5 protein-coding genes are annotated in these 1295 nt (G+C 53.6%); all 5 read left to right on the top strand.

Going from position 1 to position 1295, the window contains the following annotated elements; translation table 11 throughout:
* The first annotated feature begins 29 nt into the window (after window positions 1-29).
* The 5 genes from LE180_RS04145 to LE180_RS04125 are packed head-to-tail and all read left to right on the top strand — an operon-like array spanning window position 30 to window position 1287.
* Complete coding sequence (locus LE180_RS04145; protein WP_374134208.1) at window positions 30-623, top strand: hypothetical protein; 594 nt, start codon at window positions 30-32, stop codon at window positions 621-623.
* Entirely contained in the window at window positions 616-789 is a 174-nt protein-coding gene (locus LE180_RS04140) for a hypothetical protein (RefSeq protein ID WP_374134207.1), read from the top strand. Before LE180_RS04145 ends, LE180_RS04140 begins: the two co-directional genes overlap by 8 nt.
* Window positions 782-955 (top strand): hypothetical protein, encoded by a 174-nt coding sequence (locus tag LE180_RS04135; protein ID WP_374134207.1) that lies wholly within the window; start codon window positions 782-784, stop codon window positions 953-955. The genes LE180_RS04140 and LE180_RS04135 overlap by 8 nt, the downstream gene beginning before the upstream one ends.
* Window positions 948-1121: a hypothetical protein gene (locus LE180_RS04130; RefSeq protein ID WP_374134207.1), complete on the top strand. Its 174-nt coding sequence runs from the start codon at window positions 948-950 to the stop codon at window positions 1119-1121. The genes LE180_RS04135 and LE180_RS04130 overlap by 8 nt, the downstream gene beginning before the upstream one ends.
* Window positions 1114-1287, top strand: coding sequence for a hypothetical protein (locus LE180_RS04125; RefSeq protein ID WP_374134207.1), 174 nt, complete (start codon window positions 1114-1116; stop codon window positions 1285-1287). The genes LE180_RS04130 and LE180_RS04125 overlap by 8 nt, the downstream gene beginning before the upstream one ends.
* Window positions 1288-1295: the final 8 nt, after the last annotated feature.

Here is a 1295-nt window from a genome sequence, read left to right as displayed (position 1 = left end):
CGACGAAGCAGATGTCGGTGAGGGAGGGTGTGACGAGAGATACGTCGAAGATTATGGATGATGCGCTGAAGGCGGTGAAGAAAGACTTGTTGAAGCGTGAGAAGGCGGAGACGAAGAAGGAAGTGAATAGGCTGGAGGCGGCGGCGTGGAGGGAGGTGACGGAGAGGGAGGAGGCAAAGTGGGATGATTTGGGCGGTTTTGAAAACTATGACTTTGACAGCGCCGTTGGGGGGGCGAATATGGAGATGGCGACTCCGAAGTTGCCGGATTGGATAAAGTCGGATGCACTGTTGGCGTCAACGTATCCTGTGGAGATGCAACAAGCGGCGGAGGCGCAAGCGGAGGCGATGACGACAGCGGTTATAGAGAAGCATATGATGATAAATAAACAGATGATGGTGTTGGAGACGAAGGAGGACGAGGCGAGGAGGGAGGCGTTGTTGAGGGAGGTGCTTAAGTCGCACGTGGTGACGTTAGTGACGACGCTTAAGGTGTCGGCGATGAATATGCTTAGCAATATGAAAGCGGTGATGGAGGAGGCGCTGGAAAAGGCAGCGACTGCAACTTCTCTCGCAACATCTTCCTCGTCCCCAAATCTGTTTTCAACGCCACCACGTGCTTAAGCCGCACGTGGTGGCGTTAGTGACGACGCTTAAGGTGTCGGCGATGAATATGCTTAGCAATATGAAAGCGGTGATGGAGGAGGCGCTGGAAAAGGCAGCGACTGCAACTTCTCTCGCAACATCTTCCTCGTCCCCAAATCTGTTTTCAACGCCACCACGTGCTTAAGCCGCACGTGGTGGCGTTAGTGACGACGCTTAAGGTGTCGGCGATGAATATGCTTAGCAATATGAAAGCGGTGATGGAGGAGGCGCTGGAAAAGGCAGCGACTGCAACTTCTCTCGCAACATCTTCCTCGTCCCCAAATCTGTTTTCAACGCCACCACGTGCTTAAGCCGCACGTGGTGGCGTTAGTGACGACGCTTAAGGTGTCGGCGATGAATATGCTTAGCAATATGAAAGCGGTGATGGAGGAGGCGCTGGAAAAGGCAGCGACTGCAACTTCTCTCGCAACATCTTCCTCGTCCCCAAATCTGTTTTCAACGCCACCACGTGCTTAAGCCGCACGTGGTGGCGTTAGTGACGACGCTTAAGGTGTCGGCGATGAATATGCTTAGCAATATGAAAGCGGTGATGGAGGAGGCGCTGGAAAAGGCAGCGACTGCAACTTCTCTCGCAACATCTTCCTCGTCCCCAAATCTGTTTTCAACGCCACCACGTGCTTAAGCCGCACG

This window comes from Candidatus Endomicrobiellum pyrsonymphae (assembly GCF_020328025.1).
Classification (GTDB): Bacteria; Elusimicrobiota; Endomicrobiia; order Endomicrobiales; family Endomicrobiaceae; genus Endomicrobiellum; species Endomicrobiellum pyrsonymphae.
The sequence above is the reverse complement of the archived record's forward strand: the minus strand, read 5'-3'. Positions and strand labels throughout refer to the sequence as shown.